This is a genomic window from Marinobacter changyiensis, assembly GCF_009193265.1.
Lineage (GTDB): Bacteria > Pseudomonadota > Gammaproteobacteria > Pseudomonadales > Oleiphilaceae > Marinobacter > Marinobacter changyiensis.
Genome location: NZ_VZZZ01000007.1, coordinates 1 through 20788 on the forward strand (window position 1 = coordinate 1; position 20788 = coordinate 20788).

At 55.6% G+C, this 20788-nt stretch carries 16 protein-coding genes; 6 read left to right on the forward strand and 10 right to left on the reverse strand.

From position 1 onward, the window contains the following. Positions 1 to 207 (forward strand): hypothetical protein (locus F6Y09_RS20380; protein WP_218944205.1); only part of this gene is annotated, 207 nt, incomplete at its 5' end. A gap of 43 nt (positions 208 to 250) precedes the next feature. On the opposite strand, the gene pssA is transcribed toward F6Y09_RS20380, so the two are convergent. The 4 genes from pssA to F6Y09_RS17905 form a co-directional block, all read right to left on the reverse strand. After that, positions 251 to 1066, reverse strand: coding sequence for a CDP-diacylglycerol--serine O-phosphatidyltransferase (gene pssA / locus F6Y09_RS17890; protein ID WP_179959463.1), 816 nt, complete (start codon positions 1064 to 1066; stop codon positions 251 to 253). 118 nt (positions 1067 to 1184) lie between these two features. Beyond that, complete coding sequence (gene ilvC / locus F6Y09_RS17895) at positions 1185 to 2201, reverse strand: ketol-acid reductoisomerase (RefSeq protein ID WP_152208323.1); 1017 nt, start codon at positions 2199 to 2201, stop codon at positions 1185 to 1187. A 64-nt stretch (positions 2202 to 2265) separates the two neighbouring features. Beyond that, positions 2266 to 2757 (reverse strand): acetolactate synthase small subunit, encoded by a 492-nt coding sequence (ilvN, locus tag F6Y09_RS17900; protein WP_152208324.1) that lies wholly within the window; start codon positions 2755 to 2757, stop codon positions 2266 to 2268. A 4-nt stretch (positions 2758 to 2761) separates the two neighbouring features. Beyond that, positions 2762 to 4480 (reverse strand): acetolactate synthase 3 large subunit, encoded by a 1719-nt coding sequence (locus F6Y09_RS17905; RefSeq protein WP_152208325.1) that lies wholly within the window; start codon positions 4478 to 4480, stop codon positions 2762 to 2764. Positions 4481 to 4986: 506 nt separating this feature from the next. On the opposite strand from F6Y09_RS17905, the gene F6Y09_RS17910 reads away from it, so the two are divergent. Beyond that, complete coding sequence (locus F6Y09_RS17910; protein WP_152208326.1) at positions 4987 to 5445, forward strand: DUF4124 domain-containing protein; 459 nt, start codon at positions 4987 to 4989, stop codon at positions 5443 to 5445. An 89-nt stretch (positions 5446 to 5534) separates the two neighbouring features. Here the strand turns inward: F6Y09_RS17910 and clpB are convergent, their stop codons facing one another. From clpB to rluD, 3 genes are all read right to left on the reverse strand, one after another. Continuing rightward, positions 5535 to 8117 carry an ATP-dependent chaperone ClpB gene (clpB, locus tag F6Y09_RS17915; RefSeq protein WP_152208327.1) on the reverse strand — a complete coding sequence of 861 codons (2583 nt, stop codon included), beginning with the start codon at positions 8115 to 8117 and terminating at the stop codon, positions 5535 to 5537. 142 nt (positions 8118 to 8259) lie between these two features. After that, positions 8260 to 9003: a peptidoglycan editing factor PgeF gene (gene pgeF, locus F6Y09_RS17920; RefSeq protein WP_152208328.1), complete on the reverse strand. Its 744-nt coding sequence runs from the start codon at positions 9001 to 9003 to the stop codon at positions 8260 to 8262. After that, positions 8993 to 9970 carry a 23S rRNA pseudouridine(1911/1915/1917) synthase RluD gene (gene rluD / locus F6Y09_RS17925; protein ID WP_152208329.1) on the reverse strand — a complete coding sequence of 326 codons (978 nt, stop codon included), beginning with the start codon at positions 9968 to 9970 and terminating at the stop codon, positions 8993 to 8995. Before rluD ends, pgeF begins: the two co-directional genes overlap by 11 nt. A gap of 150 nt (positions 9971 to 10120) precedes the next feature. On the opposite strand from rluD, the gene F6Y09_RS17930 reads away from it, so the two are divergent. Continuing rightward, complete coding sequence (locus F6Y09_RS17930) at positions 10121 to 10951, forward strand: outer membrane protein assembly factor BamD (protein ID WP_152208330.1); 831 nt, start codon at positions 10121 to 10123, stop codon at positions 10949 to 10951. A 15-nt stretch (positions 10952 to 10966) separates the two neighbouring features. On the opposite strand, the gene F6Y09_RS17935 is transcribed toward F6Y09_RS17930, so the two are convergent. Then, entirely contained in the window at positions 10967 to 12631 is a 1665-nt protein-coding gene (locus tag F6Y09_RS17935; protein ID WP_152208331.1) for an NAD+ synthase, read from the reverse strand. A 105-nt stretch (positions 12632 to 12736) separates the two neighbouring features. Between F6Y09_RS17935 and F6Y09_RS17940 the strand changes: the two genes are divergently transcribed. The 3 genes from F6Y09_RS17940 (at position 12737) to F6Y09_RS17950 (ending at position 16510) form a co-directional block, all read left to right on the forward strand. Further along, entirely contained in the window at positions 12737 to 14386 is a 1650-nt protein-coding gene (locus tag F6Y09_RS17940) for a sensor histidine kinase (RefSeq protein WP_152208332.1), read from the forward strand. A gap of 61 nt (positions 14387 to 14447) precedes the next feature. After that, entirely contained in the window at positions 14448 to 15827 is a 1380-nt protein-coding gene (locus tag F6Y09_RS17945) for a sigma-54-dependent transcriptional regulator (protein ID WP_152208333.1), read from the forward strand. 110 nt (positions 15828 to 15937) lie between these two features. Continuing rightward, positions 15938 to 16510 (forward strand): GspH/FimT family pseudopilin, encoded by a 573-nt coding sequence (locus tag F6Y09_RS17950; protein WP_152208476.1) that lies wholly within the window; start codon positions 15938 to 15940, stop codon positions 16508 to 16510. Positions 16511 to 16525: 15 nt separating this feature from the next. Here the strand turns inward: F6Y09_RS17950 and F6Y09_RS17955 are convergent, their stop codons facing one another. Beyond that, the gene (locus F6Y09_RS17955; RefSeq protein ID WP_152208334.1) at positions 16526 to 16942 is read right to left on the reverse strand and encodes a type IV pilin protein; all 417 of its coding nucleotides are present in this window, start codon (positions 16940 to 16942) and stop codon (positions 16526 to 16528) included. A gap of 189 nt (positions 16943 to 17131) precedes the next feature. Beyond that, positions 17132 to 20779: a pilus assembly protein gene (locus F6Y09_RS17960; RefSeq protein ID WP_179959464.1), complete on the reverse strand. Its 3648-nt coding sequence runs from the start codon at positions 20777 to 20779 to the stop codon at positions 17132 to 17134. Positions 20780 to 20788: the final 9 nt, after the last annotated feature.

Here is a 20788-nt window from a genome sequence, read left to right on the forward strand (position 1 = left end):
TATTTTGAATCGTTTAATAATAACCAATTCAACCGCTTAACACCCGCTTGGCGGCTGGCCCTTCCGGCCTTGTCCCCCAAGCGAGATGCGCATTCTACAGACACCCACCTCAGTGTCAACGGGGATTTGAACTCTTTGCCAATTATTTCGGTTTGTGCCTACAGCGCCGGTTACTCAACAACCAATCTGCACAAAAAACACCCATAAAAAGCGCATTACCTGACTAATCACCCTTGCGGAAAACAAACGCTCACTTTGAAACCCCTGGCGCACGACGAGATTTCCTTGTCAGTGCACTAAATGGGCCGGACAAGGCATAAATCAGGAAAACTGCAAACAGCACGGTCGCCGGGTCCAGCGCTATCACTACAAACGCCAGCACAACAATCAGAATAGTAGCAAACGGCACGCGACCTCGCAGGTCGAGGTCTTTAAAGCTTCGGTAAAGCACGTTGCTCACCATCAGTACTCCCGAGGCCCCCACCACAATGATGGTCAGCAGCGTAAGCCAGGTGGACGGCTCATAGGCATGAAAACACCAGACCAGGCCTGCAACAGCAGCCGCAGCAGAAGGGCTTGGCAACCCCACAAAGAATTTCTTATCCACCGAGCCGATCTGGGTGTTGAATCTGGCAAGACGTAAAGCGGCACCTGCCACATAGATAAAAGTAATGGCCCAGCCAAACTGGTTAAGCCCATTCAACGACCAGAAAAAGGCCACCAGTCCCGGCGCCACGCCAAAAGCAACCATATCAGCAAGGCTGTCATATTCTTCGCCGAATTTGCTTTGTGTATTCGTCATCCTCGCAACGCGGCCATCCAGCCCATCGAGGATCATCGAGATGAATATAGCAATGGCAGCATTATCAAAAACACCATTGGCAGCGGATACAATGGCGTAAAAGCCGGAGAATAAAGATGCCGTGGTCAATGCGTTCGGCAGCAAATATATCCCCCTTCTACGGACCGGCGTCCCTTCAACCAACTCTTCTTCCACAACTTCGCCGTGCGCTATTTCCTGCTCAGGCGTGGCTGCTTGCGCAGATTCATCTTTGTTCTCTGTCATGGCATCCTTCCTGAAATTCATGTCGGTGCATTATAACGCAATCAATAAACTTTATCTGAGCGGGCCCCATAACGAAAAACGCGGCCCTTGGGCCGCGCTTCTCTCAAAACCAACCGGCTCAGTTCTTTTCTTTGTCGACGATCTTGTTGGCTGATATCCACGGCATCATGGCACGCAACTTTCCACCGACGATTTCAATCGGATGTTCAGCGTTGTGACGACGACGCGCTGTCATGGACGGATAATTGGTGTGACCTTCCTGCAGGAACATCTTGGCGTACTCGCCACTCTGGATACGCTTGAGCGCATTACGCATCGCGTCCCTGGACTGCTCGTTGATGATTTCCGGTCCGGTGACGTACTCGCCGAATTCCGCGTTATTGGAAATCGAGTAGTTCATGTTGGCGATACCGCCCTCGTACATCAGATCAACAATCAGCTTGAGTTCGTGCAGACACTCGAAGTAAGCCATCTCCGGCTCGTAGCCAGCATCAGTCAACGTTTCAAACGCCGCTTTCACCAACTCAACAGTACCACCGCACAACACGGCCTGCTCGCCGAACAGATCGGTCTCGGTCTCATCCTGGAAGGTCGTTTCGATAATACCGGTACGGCCGCCGCCAATGGCACTGGCATAGGACAGAGCAACGTTCTTCGCATTGCCTGATGCATCCTGATGGATGGCAATCAGATCAGGAATACCACCGCCACGGGTGAATTCGGTGCGAACCGTGTGACCCGGTGCCTTGGGAGCAATCATAATGACGTCCAGGTCTTTACGGGCAACAATCTGGTTGTAATGCACGTTGAAACCATGGGCAAAAGCCAAAACACCGCCCTGCTTCAGGTTCGGCTCGATTTCGCCTTCGTAAATGGCCTTCTGGTTTTCATCAGGTGCCAGCATCATGACGATGTCAGCTTCCTTCGACGCGGCAGCGACGCTCTTGACCGTTAGGCCAGACGCCTGGGCCTTGGCAGCCGAGGAGGAACCTTCGCGCAAGGCAACCACAACCTCAACACCGGATTCTTTCAGGTTGTTGGCGTGCGCGTGACCCTGTGAGCCGTAACCCACAATCGCGACTTTCATGCCCTGGACAATGGAGAGATCACAATCTTTGTCGTAATAAACTTGCATAACTAGCCTCTGTTTTCGTTATCTGACCTTGCGGTCAGTAGAAAGAATAAGCTCACTGGGAGCGTTACAAACTCAGTACTTTTTCGCCACGGGCAATGCCGGAGACCCCGGAACGCACAACCTCAAGTACACCCGCCGTGCCGACCGCCTGTATAAACGCATCCAGCTTGTCGCTGTTGCCGGCTAACTGAACGGTGTAAACCGATGTGGTGACGTCAACAATCTGGCCGCGAAAGACATCCACAGTTCGCTTGATTTCAGCTCGCTGGGACCCGGTGGCCTTGAGCTTGATCAACATGAGCTCACGCTCGATGTGGGCGCCTTCGGTGAGATCCACCAACTTGACCACTTCAATCAGCTTGTTCAATTGCTTGGTAATCTGCTCGATAACCTTATCAGAGCCGGACGTGGTCACGGTCAGACGTGACAAAGTCTCATCTTCCGTTGGGGCTACCGTGAGCGTCTCGATGTTGTAGTTGCGCTGGGAGAACAGTCCTACAACCCGAGACAGCGCTCCCGGCTCATTTTCCAGCAATACAGATATGATGCGACGCATGGTGTCAGACCCTCTCCGTTTTGCTGAGCCACATATCTTTCATCGACCCGCGTGCTACCTGCATGGGGTAAACGTGCTCATGGGGATCAACATAGATATCGAGGAACACCAGCTTGTCTTTCATCGCGAAGGCCTTCTTGAGCATCGGCTCAAGGTCTTCTTTTTTATCGATCCGGATGCCAACGTGGCCATAGGCCTCGGCAAGCTTGACGAAATCCGGTAACGAATCCATGTAGGACTGGGAGTGACGGGACTCATAATTCATATCCTGCCATTGCTTCACCATCCCCAACGCCTGATTGTTCAGGTTGACGATTTTAACTGGCAGATTGTATTGCTTGCAGGTAGACAGTTCCTGGATGTTCATCTGGATGCTGCCCTCCCCGGTCACACAAACGACTTCGTGTTCAGGGAAGTTGAGCTTGATACCCATGGCCGCCGGAAGCCCAAAGCCCATGGTTCCCAGGCCACCCGAGTTAATCCAGCGGTTAGGCTTGTCAAATTTGTAGTACTGCGCTGCAAACATTTGGTGCTGGCCAACATCGGAGGTGACATAAGCATCACCGTTGGTAAGACGCCAGACTGCCTCGATAACTTCCTGCGGCTTGATGTAGGTATCGCTTTTTTCATAGCGCATACCGTGGAAGGCACGCCATTCATCAATCTGCTTCCACCAGGCTATTAGCGCCTCCTCATCAGGTTTGACAGAGTTTTCCCTGACCAGTCCGATCATCTCTTTCAACACGGAATCCACCGGACCCACAATGGGAACATCCGCATTGATGGTCTTGGAGATTGATGCCGGATCAATATCGATGTGGACAATGCGAGCACCGGGACAGAACTTCTCGGTGGCATTGGTCACTCGGTCATCAAACCGCGCACCGACGCAGAGGATCAGGTCGGAATGGTGCATAGCCATGTTTGATTCGTAGGTGCCATGCATTCCCAGCCAGCCGATAGACTGCTTGTCGGAAGCCGGGAAGCCTCCGATCCCCATCAGGGTGTTGGTAACCGGAAATCCGAGCATGTGGGCAAGCTCGATCAGCTGCTCCGAAGCCTTGCCCAGAACCACGCCACCGCCGGCATAAATGATCGGACGCTTGGCCGCCACCATCATATCGACAGCTTTCTTGATCTGACCGGCGTGGCCGCGGATGGCCGGGTTATAGGAGCGCAGCTTCATTTTCTTGGGATACTGGTACTCATACCGCTCGTTCGGCGTGGTCATATCCTTGGGAATATCGATCACTACCGGCCCCGGGCGCCCTGTCGCTGCAATGTAGTAGGCTTTTTTCACCACTTCCGGAATTTCATCGGGGTGGCGCACGCTGAGATTATGTTTCACCACTGGCCGGGAGACGCCAATCATATCGGTCTCCTGGAAGGCGTCCTCACCAATCAGCGTAGAGGCAACCTGACCGCACAGAATGACCATCGGGATGGAATCCATGAAGGCGGTTGCGATACCGGTAATCGTGTTGGTTGCGCCGGGACCCGAAGTAACCAGCACGGTGCCCGGTTTTCCGGTTGCGCGGGCATAGCCGTCAGCCATATGGACTGCAGCCTGCTCGTGACGAACCAGAATGTGTTTGACTTTATCTTGCCGGAACAGCGCGTCATATATATGCAATGCCGCCCCACCCGGATAGCCGTAAATGTATTCAATGCCTTCATCCTGAAGGGATCGAATCAGCATGTCGGCGCCAGACAATAGCTCCACGTTTAAATACCCTCTATTGCGAGTGAATGTGCCGGGAACTCTCCCGGTTGCCTGGATACCCGACGCAAAAGCTTCTTGTGAAAGCTCTGCCGGATGTTCTGCCACACCATTAGACGAGAGGTTGTCTCCTGGCCAACCGTGCTCTCCTGAGGGTTACGGAGGACGGCCAATCAACGGGTTACAAACGAATGCAACCATTTCCGTGTGCAAGACACAGAGCGTTCAGTGTGGTAATCAATGGGGAATACTGCTCGGGGTTGCCTGCCGTATTAGCCCCTGCTTTCAGGCAATCGGTAATTTTGACAGCGGGAAACTCCCTGTCAATAGCGAGCACAACATTCCCTTACCGTTTAGCGCTGTTGAACACGTTCATTTATACCAATTTTTGAACTAAGCTTGGGAAAATCTGAAAACCGAATGGCACTATTAATGGCACTATAGAGGAAGCTCTGCGCATTGGCCTGATTTGTAGGTCGTTTTCAGCCAACATCCTTGTGAGTGGATTCATGATAATCAAAACTGTTGTACTGTCTATTATGCTGATTGTGGCGCCCGCCCTTACATCGGCAGCATCCGTGTACAAGTGGATCGATGACAATGGCATTCCCCACTTTGGTGATCGCCAACCCGCAGGCATAAAGTCGGAGCCGGTCAACATCAAAACCGGATCCACCAATTCAGGCGGGCAGACCCTAAGCGCGCAAGAACAGGTTCGGGCGATTGACGACTCACGGGGAGAACGGGCCGAGCGTGCCAACCTGTCAGCCGTTGAAGAAGCCCGACAGAAACAGCGCAAGGCAAATTGCGAAACCGCGCAAAGTAACCTGAAAGTGATCAACTCGAATGCCCGGATCCGGGTAGAAGATAACGGTGAACAACGCTATTTGGCGCCGGAAGAAATCGAGGAGCAGCGCCAGAAATTCCGGCAAATTGCAGACGACAACTGCAGCCCCGAAGCCGAATAAACGCTGCGCAGTTTTCGAAGCTGCATCTGACTTCAACAAAAACGGCGCCTCAGGAGGCGCCGTTTTTGTCTTACTACCAGAACACTACCTCAGGCCTGGCCTTTCACGAACACCAGTTTGTGGTCTTCGACCGTTGCCGTTATCACATCACCGGAAACAAAATCACCTCGCAGCAGGCTCTGGGATAACGGGTTCTCGATCAGCCGCTGAATTGCCCGCTTGAGAGGCCGGGCACCGTAGACCGGGTCATAACCGACTGCTGCCAGCATGGCCATTGCAGGCTCATCCAGCACCAGTAACATTTCCTGCTCTTTCAGACGCTTGTTCAGTAACTCTACCTGGACTTTGGCAATGCTCTGGATCTGGCTTTCTGCCAACGGATGGAATACCACGACCTCATCAACCCGGTTAATGAACTCGGGCCGGAAGTGGGTACCGACCACTTCCAGGACGGCCCGTTTCATACTCTCGTAATTCTCCTCACCCGCTTTGGCCTGAATGATGTCGGAGCCAAGGTTTGAGGTCATCACGATAACCGTATTGCGGAAATCCACCGTCCGGCCCTGGCCATCGGTCAGACGCCCATCGTCCAGCACCTGCAACAGAATATTGAAAACATCCGGATGGGCTTTCTCCACCTCATCCAACAACAGCACGGAATAGGGCCGACGTCGAACAACCTCGGTCAGATGGCCGCCCTCCTCATACCCCACATAGCCCGGAGGTGCGCCAATCAGTCTCGCCACGGAATGCTTCTCCATGAACTCGGACATATCGATCCGCACCATGGCCTCTTCGGTGTCAAAAAGGAAGGCTGCCAGCGCCTTGCACAACTCGGTTTTACCTACGCCCGTCGGGCCCAGGAACATGAACGAGCCGTTGGGCCTGGCAGGATCCGACAGCCCTGCACGGGACCGGCGCACCGCATTGGCCACGGCCTCGACCGCTTCGTCCTGGCCGATTACCCGGGCGTGCAACGCCTCCTCCATACGCATCAGTTTATCCCGCTCGCCTTCCAGCATTTTCGATACTGGAATGCCGGTCCACTTGGAGACCACTTCGGCGATCTCCTCGTCGGTTACCCGGTTGCGGAGCAGTGTCATCTCCATCATCTCGGCCTGACTGGCCATATCGAGCTGCCGCTCAAGTTCCGGAATACGGCCGTACTGAAGCTCGGACATTTTGCCCAAATCTCCAGCCCGGCGAGCGTTTTCCAGATCAATTCTGGCTTGCTCCAACTGGCTCTTGATCTTTTGGGAGCCATGAAGTGCCGCTTTCTCGGTATTCCAGATTTCTTCAAGATCGGCATACTCACGCTCGACCTTGACAATGACTTCTTTCAGTTCATCCAGGCGTTTTATGGAATTGGCATCGGTTTCTTTCTTTAATGCCTCACGCTCGATTTTCAGCTGAATCAGTCGTCGCTCCAAGCGGTCCAGTGGCTCCGGTTTGGAATCCATCTCCATACGAATCTGGCTGCCAGCCTCATCAATCAGATCAATTGCCTTATCCGGCAGCTGACGGTCGGCGATGTACCGATGGGATAACCGAGCGGCAGCGATGATGGCGCCATCGGTAATTTCAACTCCGTGATGTACTTCATAGCGCTCTTTGAGCCCACGCAGAATGGCTATGGTGTCTTCTTCGGTGGGTTCGTTTACCAGGACCTTCTGGAACCGGCGCTCAAGGGCCGCGTCCTTTTCAATATTCTGTCGGTATTCATCCAGGGTCGTGGCCCCCACGCAGTGAAGTTCGCCGCGGGCCAGTGCCGGCTTGAGCATGTTACCCGCATCCATGGAACCCTCGGCTTTACCGGCGCCGACCATGGTGTGAATTTCGTCGATGAACAGGATGATCTGTCCTTCCTGTTTGGAGAGTTCATTCAACAGGGCTTTCAGCCGCTCTTCAAACTCCCCGCGGAATTTGGCGCCAGCAATCAGCGATCCCATATCCAGCGACAGTACCCGCTTATCCTTGAGACCATCGGGCACCTCACCGTTGACGATGCGTTGGGCCAGGCCCTCGACAATGGCAGTTTTACCAACGCCGGGCTCGCCGATCAGCACCGGATTATTCTTGCGACGGCGCTGAAGCACCTGGATGGTACGACGGATTTCGTCATCCCGCCCGATAACCGGGTCCAGTTTGCCGGCTTCGGCACGTTCGGTCAGGTCAATGGTGTACTTGGACAATGCCTCGCGGTTTTCTTCGGCTCCGGGATCGTTAACCGCCTCCCCGCCCCGCACGGCATCGATGGCCTTTTCGAGAGATTCTTTACCGAGACCCTGCTCCCGCAGAACCCGCCCCAAAGATCCCCGGTCTTCCAGGGCCGCCAACAGCATCAGCTCGCTGGAAATGAACTGGTCCTTGCGTTTTTGCGCCAATTTGTCGGCGATGTTGAACAACCGACCCATATCATTCGACATGGCGACGTCACCGGCGGAACCCTTTACCTCGGGCAGGGCTTCAATCTCCTGGGCGATCGCCAGCCGAAGGCGGCCCGGCTCGGCACCGGCCTGCCTGATCAACGGCTTGAGACCACTGCCCTCCTGGTCGAGCAGTGCCTGCATCAAATGCACCGGCTCAATAAAGTTGTGATCCTTGCCAACGGCCAGGGATTGCGCTTCGGACAACGCGGTCTGCAGACGGCTGGTGAGTTTATCAATTCTCATTTTTTCGGCTTCCTGATATCAAGTTCGCAAAACCGGACGCCCCGATCGTGGAGCGTTTCTTGCTGCTTTGATACTTAATGTAGGGGCGCTGCGAGGGACTTCAAGCGGGGGGAGGCTCCGTCAGTCAGAAACTTGACGCTGATCAATGAAGCCAGATGAGACTGGCCATTCGACCGGTCTGGCCGTCGCGGCGAAAGGAATAAAAACGCTCGGGGTCAGAGACCGTACAAAACTGCCCCCCGTATACCCGGGAGACGCCAGCGTCAGCAAGCCTCTGGCGGGCAAGCTGGTAAATATCGGCCATGAAATGCCCCGGTCTTGCACCGGATGCAGTAAAGGCTTGTGAGGCGATGGGACTTTTTGCCAGAAACGCCTCACGTACCTCGGGGCCTACTTCGAAATGGCGCGGCCCGATCGCTGGCCCCAGCCATGCCATCAATGTGCCCGGTTCGCCAAGTGCGGCTACCGTCTTTTCCAGCACGCCATTACACAGCCCCCGCCAACCCGCATGAGCTGCACCCACCCTGGTGCCCCGATCATCACAGAACAATACCGGCAAACAATCTGCTGTCATGATCACGCAGGCCTCGCCCGTGCGGCGACTGATGCTGGCGTCAGCGGGTGGCGCATTCACCACGGGTAATTCGACGACCCGGTTACCGTGAACCTGCTCCAGCCAGCCGAACTGTTGCGAGGAGAGTTTCGCGGCCCGGCAAAGCCGGCCACGGTTCTCGGCCACATGGGCGGGATCATCCCCCACATGAGCACCAAGGTTGAGCGTATTCCAGGGCGGCTCGCTGACACCGCCCAGGCGGGTTGTCACCATGGCGCGGACCCCTTCCGGAGCTGGCCAGTCCGGCTGGATCACCGGCAATTCAGAGGGCATTGTTCTTCACGTCCTGAACGTGCTGGCGCAACGCCGCCAGTAAATTCTGCATGTCTTCCGGCAGGGGTACACTCCATGAGAGCGTTTCGCCCGTTTCCGGATGATCAAGTGTCAGCGTGCGGGCATGAAGCGCCTGTCTCTGGAATCCGGCAAGCATCGTTCTCAGGGTTTCCGTACTGCCCTTGGGCAGTCGCGGCCGTCCGCCATACATCTGGTCACCAACCAGTGGGTGACGCACGTGGGCAAGGTGAACCCGGATCTGGTGAGTACGCCCGCTTTCGAGTTTGCAGTGTATAAAGGTATGGGCAGCAAAACGCTCCAGCACCCGATAGTGAGTCACTGCCGGTTTGCCCGAGGGCACCACGCCCATCTTCTTGCGCTCCCGGGGATGACGGCCAATGGGCGCGTCTACCGTCGCGCCCCCGGTCATGGTGCCGATGGCAACAGCCTCGTATTCACGACCCATGGTGCGGGTCTGGAGTTGATCGACCAGCGACGTATGAGCAATGAGGCTTCGCGCCACCACCATCACCCCTGAGGTATCTTTATCCAGCCGGTGCACAATGCCCGCCCGGGGGAGATTTTCCACTTCCGGAGCATAATGCAGCAACGCGTTGACCAACGTACCGTCGGCATGGCCCGCCGCCGGGTGCACCACCAGCCCCGCAGGTTTGTTGATTACCAGCAGGTGCTCGTCTTCATAGACGATATCCAGCGTGATGGACTCCGCCTGCCAGGTAACCTGGGCCTCAGGCTCTGCATCAAGATGCAGCTGGTCGCCCATCATGACCTTGTCCCGTGGTTTTCTCTGCTCGCTGTTAACCGTCAGGGCGCCACTCCTGATCCACGTTTGCAGGCGTGAGCGGGAATGTTCAGGCATCAACTCAGCCGCCGCCTGATCAAGGCGATGGTCGCTGAGCTCGGGTGGTATGGAAAAATCCGCAATAATCCGGTTATCGGAGGTCATTCAGGCCCCAAGGCGTTGATGAGTGTTACCTATTTAAGGAATAGCCGAAAGAATAGCTGAGTGATTTTGAATCGCCCCTGCACATCGGGCACTATCCTAGCTACAATGGCGAACCATTTGGCAGTTGCCTTCATTATACGGGATTCCGGCATGAGATCAGGTTTTCGATTACTACTACTGGCCACTTTTCTACTGATGGCTGCGTGTGCCTCCAATCAACAGGAGGAAGTGTTGCCGGAAGAAACCTATTATGACAATGCCCGTTCCGCCATGAGATCCGGCAACTTCAATGAAGCCGAGCGCAATCTGGACTTTCTCGAAACCTACTACCCGTTCGGCCGTTATGCCGAACAGGCGCAGCTCGACCTGATCTACTCACGCTACCAGAATCTTGACCTGGAAGGCGCCCGCGCAGCTGCAGACCGCTTCCTGCGCCTGAATCCGCAAAGCGAACATGCCGACTACGCGATGTATATGAGAGGGCTTGCGTCCTACAATCTCGACCTGAGTCTGGCTGCACGCTATTTCCCGATTGATCCCTCTGAACGCGCCCCGGGCGAACAGTTGCAGGCGTTCCGGGATTTCTCGGAGCTGCTCAACCGGTATCCCGGCAGCGAATATGCGCCTGATGCCCGGCAGCGCATGGTGGCCGTCCGTAACCGGATGGCGGCGCTGGAGATTCACGCGGCTCAATACTACATCAAACGGGAAGCCTACGTAGCTGCCAACAATCGGGCGCGGTATGTGGTGGAGAATTTCTCAACCACGCCCTCGGTCGAAACGGCGCTGATTATTCTGGCAGAAACCTATCAGTTCATGGATTTGAAAAAAGCAGCGAATGACGCGATCCAGCTACTTGCCCTGAACTATCCCGACAGCGACGCCTTTGACGACGAGATGAAGTTTCAGCCCAGCCTGCTCAACCGTGAAGATCGCTCGCTCAGCAGCGTGGTCACTTTCGGGCTGATGGGCGACGAGTAGCCGCAGACCAGCCGTTCAGTTGCCAATTTTCCAGCCATTCGTGATGGGATAGCGCCGGTCCTTGCCAAAGCCTCGTTCGGTAATCCGAACACCGATCGGGGCCTGGCGGCGCTTGTACTCGTTGATATCCACCAGTCTTGTCACGCGCAACACGTCCTCCCGGTCAAAACCCTCCGCAATAATGGCATCGGCACTGTAGTCCCGTTCAACATAGAGATTCAGAATCCTGTCCAGCACGTCATACCCCGGCAGGCTGTCCTCGTCTTTCTGGTCCGGCGCCAGTTCTGCTGACGGTGGCCGTGTAATTACCCGTTCGGGAATCACCGGCGACACGGTATTGCGATAGTTTGACAGCCGGAACACCAGGGTTTTAGGCACATCCTTGAGCACATCAAAACCGCCTGCCATGTCACCATAAAGTGTCGAATAACCGACCGCCATTTCGCTTTTGTTACCCGTCGTCAGCACCAGTGAGCCAAACTTGTTGGATAATGCCATCAGCAACACACCACGGAGGCGGGCCTGCAGGTTCTCCTCAGTGGTGTCCGGCGTGGTGCCCTCGAAAGGTTCTGCCAGGGCAGTCATGAAGGCGTCGTACATTGGCTCGATGGAGAACACATCGTATTGTACCCCCAGGCTAAGTGCTTCCGCTTCGGCGTCCTCCAGGCTCATGCTGGAGGTGTACCGGAACGGCATCATTACCGCCCTGACGCGGTCGGGACCCAGGGCATCCACCGCGATCGCAAGTGTCAAGGCAGAGTCGATACCCCCCGAAAGCCCCAGCACCGCGGACTTGAAGCCGTTTTTATTGACGTAATCCCGCACACCCAGTACCAGGGCACTGTAGACATTCTGTTCCAGCGAGGGCTCCGGCAAGGAAGGCTGGGATACCGGCTGGCAATGGTGCTCACTGACAAAATCCACCGGATACAGCCCTTCACTGAACTGCGGTGCCTCCATTGCCAGCACGCCGGAATGATCAAACACCATGGAGCCGCCATCGAAAATCAGCTCGTCCTGCCCCCCGACCAGGTTGGCGTACACAATGCTGACCTGACTGGCCCTCGCTTTGCGCTCCAACAGTGCCTTGCGTCGGGCCTGCTTACCGATATCGTAGGGGGACGCGTTCAGGTTCAGAATCAACCGGGCACCGGCGGCAGCCGCGGCTTCCACAGGGCCGTCACTCCAGAGGTCCTCGCACACCGTAAGCCCGACGGTAACGCCTTTGATATCCATCACGCAGGTCCGGTGACCGGCGGCAAAGTAGCGTTTTTCGTCAAAGACCTGATAGTTCGGGGGAAATTGTTTGAAGTAACGGTCAACAACCCGACCACCTGAAATCACCACGGCGCCGTTATAAAGCAACCCACCCTCGCGGATGGGCAGGCCAACCACCAGGGTGGAGGTAAACGATTCTGCCAGCAACTCCTCCACCGCGGTGTGAATTCTGGGATCAAGGCTGGGCCGCAACAGCAGGTCTTCGGGCGGGTAGCCCGTCAGGCAAAGTTCCGGAAACACCACAATATCGGCGCTGTATTCGTCCTCGGCCCGGTGCGCCGCCTCAATCACGGTTCGGGTGTTCCCGGGTATGTCGCCAACAAGAAAGTCCAGCTGTGCCATGACCACCCTGAGGTTGATCGGTGAACCGGCGTTGGGCTGGACATCGGACGGTGCGGACATACTCTGCTCCTGTAACTTGTTGCCGTTAAAAGGCTATTATAACCCTGTCACTCGCTGGATTTCCCGTTTTGGGCCCACTGACTTCAACCGGATAGAACCACCCCCATGGCTGAGACGCGTCCGCCCGACGACACTTTATGGCAGAGCTCGGAAAAACAGGACCAGCGCGGCCGCCTGTTCCGCATCTACAATCAATACCGACTGGTCGTCAGCCTCGTCCTGGTCGTACTGCTGTTTGTGGATCTGGACGGGGTTGATAGCCGCTACCGCATGCTGGATTACTATCAGGCCAGCGTCGTCAGCTATCTGGCGCTGAACCTGTTCATAGCGTTGTTGATGGTGGCAGGTTTCAAACCCCAGCAGCGCCATGTTGTGTGGTCCATCCTTATGGACGTGGTGATCATGCACGGGCTGCTGCTCTTCAGCACCGGGATTTCCAGCGGGCTGGCCAATCTGGTGATCGTAACAGTTGCCGCCGGCAACATCCTGACCCCCAGCCGAATGGGCATCTTCTACGCGGCACTCGCCGCCATCTGCTCGCTGGGCATTTCCAGCTGGTCTGCCCTGACGATGGACCAGGGTGCTGATGACATTGTCAGAGCAGGTTCTCTCGGGCTTCTCTATTTCGCCGCCGCTTTCGTGCTGCAGAATATCACCCGCCGTATGGTCCGAAGTGAAGAACTCGCCAGCTCCCGGGCGCTCAGCATCATGGAGCTTGAGCAGATCAACCGTCAGATTATCCAGAGAATGCGCACCGGCATACTGGTGACCGACCGGTTCGGCCAGATACGGCTTGCCAATGCCGCCGCCAACGAGCTGCTATCCGGCAGCAACCAGCCCAACCATAATTCTCCCGCTGCCCGGGGTAACCCGATGCCGCTGCCCCTGAGACGTGGCCTTGAACAATGGTTGCAAAACCCCCTGAGCCGAGCCGAACCTTTTCAGGTCAGCCCGCTGTCGCCAATGATTCAGGCCAACTTTACGCGACTCCACCAGGAGCGAGGGGATCAGATTCTGGTATTCATTGAAGACATCGGCAAAGTCACCCAACAGGCCCAGCAAATGAAACTGGCCTCCCTGGGTCGACTCACTGCCGGCATCGCCCATGAAATACGCAATCCGCTGGGCGCCATAAGCCACGCAGCCCAGCTGATGGCAGAATCGCGACACCTGGACGATGGCGACCGTAAAATGCTCGACATCATTCAGCGCCACTCCCGCCGGGTGAACGGCATTATCGAAAATGTACTCGACCTGTCCCGGCGCCAGCCGGTGGTCAGTGAACTGGTTGATCTGGCAGCGTGGCTGGAGGAGTTCTGCGAGGATTACCGACAAACGGTCAACGCCAGTTATCAACAACCGAGCAGCATTGGGCTTAACATCGGGCAGAATTTACCCCTCGCCCGCTTCGATCGCAGTCAAATGGAACAGGTTTTGATCAATCTCTGTGATAACGGCCTTCGTTACAGCCAATCCCACTCCGGCAAACCCCACATTGAGATCACCGCCGGCGCCACGGCTGACGGTGAGCGAGCCTTTCTCGATATCCGGGACCACGGCCCAGGCATCAGCCAGGAGCAGCGCGGTTCCGTGTTCGAACCCTTTTACACCACGGACAAAAGCGGCACCGGCCTCGGCCTTTATCTGGCCCGGGAACTGTGCGAGTCTAATCAGGCCCACCTGGCCCTGCTTGAAAACGGCCAACCCGGTTGCTGCTTCAGGATTACCTTTGCCCACCACGGTCGGCTTATATAGCATAGGCAGGCTTGGCGTTTTACGCCCGGATCCACAAACAACACGCACGAGATTGTAACGGATGACCAGATACACAGCGCTGATTGTTGACGACGAACCGGATATTCGGGATTTACTTGAGATCACCCTGGGCCGCATGGGCATTACCACGCACACCGCCGCCGACGTGACATCGGCTAAAGCGCTGCTTGGTGCCGAAACGGTGCACCTATGCCTGACCGACATGAACCTTCCCGATGGCAATGGCATTGAGCTGGTGCAATGGATTCAACAGCATTGTCCCAATACGCCCGCTGCCGTGATTACGGCTTATGGCAGCATGGACACCGCCATCGAAGCGCTCAAGGCCGGCGCATTTGATTTTGTCTCCAAGCCGGTGGAACTCCCGCGACTCAGGGAGCTGGTCAACAGCGCACTCAAGCTTTCCGAACCGATTGGCAACAATATCAGTGAGCCGGACGAGCCAGGCCTGCTGCTGGGCACCTCCGCTGAAATCCAGTGGCTGCGCAAGCAAACCCGCAAACTTGCCCGCAGCCAGGCGCCGGTTTTTATCAGCGGAGAATCCGGCAGCGGCAAGGAGCTCGTGGCCCGAATGATTCATCTACAAGGGCCCCGCCACGAAGGCTCGTTTATCGCCGTCAACTGCGGCGCCATCCCCTCCGAATTGATGGAAAGCGAATTCTTCGGCCATAAGAAAGGCAGCTTCACGGGCGCGATAGACAACAAAGACGGTCTCTTTCGCTCGGCTAACGGCGGTACCCTGTTTCTGGACGAAGTGGCGGACTTGCCCCTGGCAATGCAGGTGAAACTGCTGAGGGCCATTCAGGAGAAAGCGGTGCGCCCGGTGGGCGAGTCGAAGGAGTTTCCGGTCGATATCCGAGTTCTGAGCGCGACCCACAAGAATCTGTACGAACTCGTCAAGTCCGGCCATTTCCGGCAGGACCTGTTTTACCGAATCAACGTCATAGAGCTCACGGTGCCACCGCTGAGAGCAAGGGCTGGTGATATACCCCTGCTGGCCAGTCACATCCTCCAGCGCATCGCCCAGGACTACGAGTGCGAACCGGCCCGATTGACCGACAGCGCCATCGCCCGGCTGCAAACTTACGACTTTCCGGGTAACGTCCGGGAACTGGAAAATATCCTCGAACGGGCCTTCACCCTGTGTGACTCCGATGACATCGACGCCACTGAACTCCAACTGGGCAGCGCCCCGGTTGCGCCGGAGGAACAGACTCTGTCAGCAAGTGATACCGGATCACAGCCAATAGCGTTGCCAGAGGGAGAGCTGGACCTGGAAAATTACCTGGAAACTATCGAGCGCCAGGCCATCGAGAAAGCCCTGGAAGCCACCCGGTGGAACAAGACGGCAGCGGCGAAGAGACTGGGGATCAGTTTCAGGGCGTTGCGGTATAAGTTGAAGAAGTTGGGGATGGAGTGAAGTGAGGTAGAGATCACAAATTAAGAAACACTTTACAAAAGCCCCAAAACTGCTGATAAAATTCTTACTTTCAGAGCAGGATGCTCTCAAGATAACAAGGAAGTCTAACAATGAAAAATTATCCACACGGTACCTGCAGCCGCGGCTTCACGCTTATCGAGTTGCTAATCGTTATAACCATTTTTGTGATCGTATCTGGTCAAGTTCTACCGTCATTGGGCAATCTGGTCGATGAAGCCCACAAGAAATCCGCCGTAAACGATCTGGTCGGAGCAATTAATCTTGCGCGTTCTACCGCAGTGGCTGAATCTGTGACTGTCACTTTATGCCCTATTGATGACACGGGCCAATGCACCAAAGACTGGAGGAATCCGGTGACCGCTTTCAGAGATCCCCTCAAAGCACGAAAAGTCACCGATAGCACTTCGGTAATCAGGCACCTGCAATCTTTGTCAGGCGGCACATGGCATGGAAAGACAGCCAATCGTAGATACTTCAGTTTTAATGCAACTGGCTTCGCAAAACATGCCATAGGCAGCGTCTTATGGTGCCCAAACGACAAAAACGCCACCAAAGCCACTCAGGTCATTATCAATATGGGCGGTCGGGCAAGGTTAGCGACGGACTCTAACGAAGACGGAATCGTAGAAGATGCCAGCGGTTCGCCGGTATTATGCCCCTAACTGAAATACTTCAGATTACCAGCAGTCAGCAGCTGCGGCTCCACGGGCACCTGTAGAAGATAGCGTCAGGGCTCCACACTTGTCACTAGCCTGGGCATTGGACGGAACGGCCTGAAGTACGTACGAATTCCGACTGACGCTACCAACACTAAACGAAATGTTATAAAAAGTGGCGCTTCCCTCCCTTGGCGATTTGGTGAATGGAAGCGTAGGAGCGTTTCCATCCTCCCGATAGTCGAAACCATTGGTGTGCCGGCGCTCCATCCATTGGGCCAGTTCCATCAACTCGCTCTGTGCGGTAGCTCGCCTGGTGCTTTCCACCTGGCTTACGTAGGAGGGATAAGCAATCGTTGCAATGATCCCGATGATAGCAACGACAATCATCAACTCAATCAGCGTGAAGCCCCGATCAATCCGATAGCTTGGAACCATTACTGCTTCTCCTCAAACATGCGCGACCGGTTTAATCTTTTGCCCCAGACGACTATGCACTTGCCTTTGCGATTCATCCTTTCCCGAGCTCTACCAAGACTTGATCTCCTGGCCTAAAGGGAAATGATAATTTGTATGGGACCAGACTGGCACCCGCAACACCCAGTAAAGCCTAAACCATAACGCTCCTCAGTCCTCGATCAATTCTTGCCACCCCTGTCTTCCAAGATTGTCGGAGACATTACCGACATCCACACCCTCGACGTCGGGTTCACCACCGCCCGACGTCGGGGTGAACAAAAAATCACCCAGAAAGGCGGGATCATTGGCAATACCATCAATTTTCTTGAAGGCGGAGACCGGGCCAAGGGCGGAGAGGAAGACGGCCTTATCGGGAGTGAGGCCATCCAGACCGAAAGCCATCAAACGACTTTCACCGCCCGCAACGCAGGGGTTCGCCGACGGAATGATACTGGTTACAAAGATATAACGCCCACGCACTTGGGGAGCCAGAGTTACCCGCTCACCGGCCTCAAACAGATTGACATACCAGCCGAGGTTGTCTGAGGTTGCGTTTGATGCTGAGTCCGCCTCCGATAGCAAAACGTCAAGATCCCCACCCTCAAAGTTCTGAACCTCCCTAAGCGAGCGCTGGGCAAGATTATCGACTGTACGACCACCGGCCCCTAAGTCCCGGACAGCATAAACCGCCTGCTGCCGGTTATCCGAAATATCGCCAAGACCCAGATACTTGCCGGTACCAAAGATCACGTAAGTATCCGGCGAGTTGCCTGCAGGCTTCTGTCCGGCATTCGGGATCACGATCGGAGCGGATGTAATCGCCTGGCTTATCGCAGGGTCCCCAACCAGGGGCGCGGTAAACAGGGGCGAATCGATGCCGCTGCTGCGGTATGAAGAAGCCCACCCAGTGTTGTCGCCTTCTGCAACCCACATTCTACCCGCCGTATCTCCAGCATAGATCCGGTCCACAATACGATCGCCGTCGGAATCATATAGAGTGAGCGGGGAGAGTCCGCCACCTGCGCTGGAAAATTGTATATATTCGAAATTGTCTCCTACCAGCCAAGGGCTGCCGATACCGCCCTCGATATCGATCATGAAAAAGCCGGTGCTATCAATGTCGTTACCGTCATTGTCTTTGGCGTTATAACCATTCGCAACGAAGGCCGTCCAGCGGTAATCGCCATTCCCCCAGTCTGCCAGTGCCACCTGAGGCGGTTGAATGCTCTGGCCAAGGTTTTTCCTGAGCGCGTCGGAGTCAATGAGCTCCTGGGAGGGATTGACGGCATCCGAGGGATCGGCGGTAAACTCCCATAGAGCCAGCTGTCCCGCAGAAGTCTCATTGAATTTGGTCGGGTCGGTGATGTCGAGCGCAAAGACTCCGCGCCCTCCGGCCCTCAGACCGCCGAACAGGACGGTTCTCCAGTCCTGGGCGCTGGTTATAGTCCCGTCGGCCGTTCTTCCTTTCGTGAAAACATCACTTACCAATGGAGATAGATCGACATAGTACTTATGAATATAGCCGGTGCTGGTCAGCTGATGCAGGCCCTGTGAGGCCGTATCGGAATACACCGATCCGGGGACATAGGCCATCAGTTCATCCCCACCATCTACCGTCGCCTTGAAGCCGTGCAACATTCCATCGTTTGCCCCAACGTAAATCACGGGTGTTCGACCTACGTTTGCGGCCCTAAAGTCTGAATATCGATTGTTCAGTTCGCCAAAAAGGTCAGTGTCCGGCCAACCACTCGCCGGATCAGACACTCTTACAGGGGTCGAATGCACTATGTCACCGAGCCGGCTTCCTCGCACTCGGAAATCGCCTCCTTCCTCGAACCGCTTTCCCCGCAGAAACGCCAGTCTAGCTGTGCCCAATGCCAGCGCAGCATCCGATTGTGGTGCCTCACCGAAAGAAAGATCCGCCTTCTGGGTGTCCGTCAAGCTATCCCAGAGGAAAGGCACCCCCGCCGCACCGTTGTATGTTGCTATAAAACGGCTGGTGTAGTCCCTGGCATCGAGTTTATCGGCAGCGGACCACTCCGGTGCGCCAATGGTCGGTTCATCATCACCCGGGTTAAAAATCAGCGGCCGGGCGTCGAGATCGCCGTCCCAGTAACGCGAATCAAACCGGGCCGAAAACAGCAGGGAATCCTGTTCCAGGGTCGCCGTATCGAAGGTAATACCGGAGGCGCTGCCGACCGCCTCCGTAATCTGGCCGATGGTTTCGTTGAGCCGATCGCCGAAGGTTGTCGGGTCGGAGGCACTGAAGAAGCCGCCTCTGGAGTTCACCGATGCGTGAAGCAGATCGTCAATTTTTGAACTGGGGGTTGGGTCAGGCCAACCAGCCCAACCATCAGGATTCGCGATGGCATCAAAAGCGACATCCGGATCAATCAAACCGATCACACCAAACCCTACGCCGTAGGTCGTCATGTGCTGCCAAAACGCGGGATTCCGCGCCGACGCTGGCACCCTGTTCGCAATTTCTGGCTGAAGGTCATTCTTCCAGTACGCCATGGCAACGTCGGCCAGGGTGCCAGGTACCCCATCTTGGAACGGATCGCTAGGTCCGTATTGGTAACTTCGACCGCTGGGACCGTTTATTGAAACTCCGCTCACGCCGTCCGAGTTTCCCACGTCGGTGAGGCTGCTGCCATTCCAATCTCCGTCTGTCATGAGAACGGCGAAGCTCTGCCGGCATTCCAGATACTCGGGGTTTTCCCCGCTTTCCGGATTTGTCCGCCAGGGGTTGTTGCCCACGGTGTTGGGAGTGCGACTGAAATAGTCGCCCGCGTCCTGCAACGCCTTGCGTAAAGGCGTGCTTTCGATGGCGTCGGCGCCTTCTATGACCTCCGCACCCTGCAACCATGAAAAAAAATCGGTTTTTGAAGCGCCGACAAAAGGTTGCACACCGTCAATGAGGGTGCCCGAGCTGTTCAGGGCGCCATAACCAAGGCGCAGATTCTCGGACTGATCAAAAAAGGCCTCAGTAATCCCGGCACGACTCAGAAGTTGGCGATTGCGGTAGTAAGAAAACCAGTTGGCAAAATTTGTTTCCTCCGCTGCGCCTATCGATACTCTCTCGAAACACGCGTCGTCGGGGAAGGTCGCCGCACAATCGACCCCATCAGGTATGCCGTCAAGCTTTCTTTTAAAATAGAAGCCGCCGATGCCGCTGACCCCTGAAGGATTTGCATCGCCAATGACATAACCGACGAGATCGACCGGAGTACCGGACGGACATATATTTCCATTGGATTCGAGCCTGAAGGCACCGTTGATACAGACCGTCTCCTGCCGAAAACGGGTATCCATGATTGCGCGATAGTTGTCGGCTAAATTCACTTTCTCGGAGCGGTTTTCTAGGGTCAGTGGATCAGTCAGTGGATCAGCCGAAACAATTTCAACATCATACCCATCTACCGGTGCTTCAAGATAATCTGAGGGCGGAAAAGGCGTGCCATCAGGCATTAGAGGCGGCGCGTACGTCACATCCGGATCATAGTAGATTTGATTGGTGTCTGGGGAAACGGCAGCTTTATTACCGACGATGGGGACGTAGCAGGTCAGAACACCCGCGTAAATGCCACCCGGACACGGTGAACCCTCACCGGAGATGCGGCTACCCAATTCATCCGGCAGGAAGCCCAGCGTCATCGAGACCGAGTCATCGAGGATGAACAGAATGTTCGGTTCCGCCGTGTTGCTCACAAAAAGCGGCGATTGAGAGACTTCAACCGCTGCCACCTGCCCAGTCGACAGGGAAAGGCAGAACCCCAAAAAAAACGCCGCAATCTTCGATTTGCCAGGGCTCATAGCCATGTC